This is a genomic window from Mycobacterium sp., from assembly GCF_049280035.1.
GTDB lineage: Bacteria > Actinomycetota > Actinomycetes > Mycobacteriales > Mycobacteriaceae > Mycobacterium.
In genome coordinates, this window is sequence record NZ_JBAPPI010000094.1 from 1 (window position 1) to 2,308 (window position 2,308).

Genomic DNA, 2,308 nt, shown 5'->3' on the forward strand with positions numbered 1-2,308 from the left:
CATTCCGGTCACCGACGCCGGACCGCTGGGATGCTGTGCGGCGTAATCCGCGCACCCCGATCCGATCAGATTGGTCGCGGGCGTCATCGCGCTGGTGCTGGCGGGCGCCGCCATGCTGGTGGCCGGACTCGCGCTGGTCTGCTGCGCGGACTCGGATTTGTTGCTCGAACATGCCGAGAACCCCACGGCCGCAATCGCCGCCAGGCCCACCGCGAACGTTTTTCTCTGAATGACCTTCATTTCCGCTCTTGCTCCTGTGTCGAAGTTGTCAGCGGCGGGGCCGCCGCTTACGGGTCGGACAGTTGCTATTCGGAGCGGTTGGCGGCATGGATGGTTTTTCGAGCACCGTCATCCGCTCGACCACCCGCTCCGAATACTCAGATGTGCGAGAGTCATTCGAATGTGGGCCATGATCGCCGCCTTTGCGGTCGTCTCGGGCGCCGCGGTTGCCGCGCTGCTCGCGGTACATGCGGTCACCTTCGCGATCGGCCGCCGCATCGGCCGCTACAACGCCGTCGACGTGGCCTGGGGGCTGGGTTTCATCGCGGTCGCGGTGGTCGCCGCAACCCTCGGCGACGGTGACGCGTCGCGCCGGTGGCTGCTGGTGGCGCTGGTCGCGATCTGGGGTCTGCGGCTGAGCTGGTACATCTACCGCCGGTCGGCGGGCAAGGGCGAGGATCCGCGCTACGCCGACCTGCTGCGTGGCGCGAGCGTAGGCCAGGCAATCCGCAAGGTGTTCCTGGTGCAAGCCTTCGCGACCTGGTTCGTCTCGTTGCCGCTGCAACTCTCCGCGGTCATCGGTCCCACTCCGCGGCGCTGGCTGGCCGTCACACTGGCCGGCGTCCTGCTGTGGGTGACGGGTGTCGTCTTCGAAGCCGTCGGAGACCGTCAACTGCGGGTATTCAAATCCGACCCGGCGCATCACGGTGTGGTGATGGACCGTGGTCTGTGGGCGTGGACGCGTCATCCCAACTACTTCGGCGACGCCTGCGTGTGGTGGGGATTGTGGCTGATCACGATTGCCGGGTGGTGGTCGCTGCTGACGGTGCTTTCGCCGCTGCTCATGACGTACTTCCTGGTCCACGTCACCGGCGCCCGGCTGACCGAGAAATACATGGCGGGCCGCCCCGGCTTCGACGAATACCGGGCACGGACATCGTTTTTCGTCCCGCGTCAACCCCGATCGGCGCAAAATGACGACCGCGGTCGCTGAATCGCTAAGCTACTGGTCAATGACCGGACCGCGGCACAGTACCGACCTGGACGCGTTGATGCACCGGGTGGCGCGTCGCGATGCGGACGCGTTCGCCGTGCTCTACGACGACACCAGGGCGCGGGTCTACGGGCTGGTGACTCGGGTGCTGCGGGACTCCGGCTACAGCGAAGAGACCACCCAAGAGGTGTACCTCGAGGTGTGGCGGACCGCGGAGGCCTACGACTCGGCGAAGGGCTCCGCCCTGTCCTGGCTGATGACGATGGCGCACCGGCGCGCCATCGACCGGGTGCGCGCCGAGCAAGCGGCCACTGCGCGAGAATCGCGTTACGGCGCGTCCAATGTCGAGCTGCCCGGCGATGTTGTCGCCGAGTCGGCGATCGCCGACGATGAGCGCCGTCGGGTGGCCCAGTGCCTTGAAGGGCTGACCGACATTCAGCGCCAGTGCATCGAAATGGCCTACTACGGCGGGTTGACTTACGCCGAAGTATCACAGCGGTTGTCGGCCAACCTGTCGACGATCAAATCACGGATGCGCGACGCGCTGCGCGGACTCCGTCATTGCCTGGGTGTGCCATGACCGAGCCGACCGAATTCGAACTGCTCGAGCTGGCCACGCCGTACGCGTTGCACGCGGTATCCGATGCCGAGCGCGCGGCCATCGAGCGGCAGGTCGCTGCGGCGCCGCCATCGGTCGCCGAGGCCTTCCGCGACGAGGTGCGCGCGGCCCGCGAGACGATGACGGCGGTTTCGGCGGCAACGGCAGCCGAGCCGCCGACGCATCTTCGCGCGGCGGTGCTGGCCGCGGTGCAATCGAATGCTGCGCGTCGATCTCGTTGGCAGACAGCGATATTGGCTGCAGCCGCCGCAATTGTGGTGGCGCTGGCGGCATTCGGCGCCGGAATCGCGATGCGACCATCGCCCACGCCGAGTATGGCCGAGCAGATCATGGCGGCACCGGACGTGCGCACGGTCTCCGGACAGCTGGGCGGCGGGACGGCGACGGTGGTGTTCTCGCGAGACCGCAACGCCGGTGTGCTGGTGATGAACAACGTGCCGCCACCCTCGCAGGGCACCGTGTATCAGATGTGGCTG

The 2,308-nt window shown here is 67.1% G+C and carries 3 protein-coding genes and 1 pseudogene; 3 read left to right on the forward strand and 1 reads right to left on the reverse strand.

Annotated elements, in window-relative coordinates; all coding sequences use genetic code 11:
• Nucleotides 1–240 (reverse strand): annotated as a pseudogene (locus tag WAN71_RS03130) (fasciclin domain-containing protein); the annotation flags it as partial.
• A gap of 169 nt (nucleotides 241–409) precedes the next feature.
• Between WAN71_RS03130 and WAN71_RS03135 the strand changes: the two are divergent.
• From WAN71_RS03135 to WAN71_RS03145, 3 genes are all read left to right on the forward strand, one after another.
• Nucleotides 410–1,213 (forward strand): DUF1295 domain-containing protein, encoded by an 804-nt coding sequence (locus tag WAN71_RS03135; RefSeq protein ID WP_422223927.1) that lies wholly within the window; start codon nucleotides 410–412, stop codon nucleotides 1,211–1,213.
• A gap of 19 nt (nucleotides 1,214–1,232) precedes the next feature.
• Entirely contained in the window at nucleotides 1,233–1,793 is a 561-nt protein-coding gene (locus WAN71_RS03140; RefSeq protein WP_422223928.1) for a sigma-70 family RNA polymerase sigma factor, read from the forward strand.
• The coding region (locus WAN71_RS03145) for an RskA family anti-sigma factor (RefSeq protein ID WP_422223929.1) at nucleotides 1,790–2,308 on the forward strand (519 nt) is incomplete at its 3' end. The genes WAN71_RS03140 and WAN71_RS03145, both read left to right, overlap by 4 nt.

What these genes read in the sequence shown, in the direction of transcription:
- WAN71_RS03135 (WP_422223927.1), top strand. Translation starts at nt 410, where the DNA reads ATGATCGCCGCCTTTGCGGTCGTCTCGGGCGCCGCGGTTGCCGCGCTG.
- WAN71_RS03140 (WP_422223928.1), top strand. Translation starts at nt 1,233, where the DNA reads ATGACCGGACCGCGGCACAGTACCGACCTGGACGCGTTGATGCACCGG.